The following is a 560-nucleotide window of genomic DNA, read 5'->3' as shown; positions in this document are numbered from 1 at the left end:
TAGCCAGTCAGCGCTGTGATGCCATATTGCTCTACAGCCGCCATTTAAGCCTTGCCGATCTGGCTGCTCTGCGGCAAAGCGTACTGCCGCCGCTGATCATCCTGAACCGTCAGTCAGAAGATAGCACTCTGCACAGTTTCGGCTTGGATCAGCGTCAACTGGCAGAGATTGCCATGCAGCACTTGCTTGATCTCGGCCACCGTAACATAGCCTGTATTACTTCCCCACTGGCCAGCGAAACCGGCCAGATCCGGTATGCTGTGTACCAAAAAATGCTGGAGCAGCAACGGATAAGCATACAGCCCGGCTGGGTTTATGAAGGAACCAACACTCTGGCGAGCGGTTATCGGGCCGTTGAGCAACTCCTGGGCAGCCAGCAGAGCTTCAGCGCCATTTTTGCCTGTAACGATGACATGGCAATCGGCGCCATTCGGGCTCTGCATGATCACAGCTTGCGTGTGCCACAGGATATCTCAGTAATGGGTATCGATAATGAGCCTTCTGCCGCTTATGCCATTCCCAGCCTCACTACCGTCTCATTACCTATTGTCCGGCTTACT

Annotated in this window: 1 protein-coding gene; it reads left to right on the top strand. The window is 54.1% G+C overall.

Features of this window, described 5'->3' with window-relative positions:
* On the top strand, positions 1-560 hold a 560-nt coding region (locus tag ACYP03_RS23925), incomplete at both ends, for a substrate-binding domain-containing protein (RefSeq protein WP_459782352.1).

Source organism: Photobacterium sp. R1 (assembly GCF_054600795.1).
Note: the sequence above shows the minus strand (reverse complement) of the source record. Positions and strands in the feature narration are given on the sequence as shown.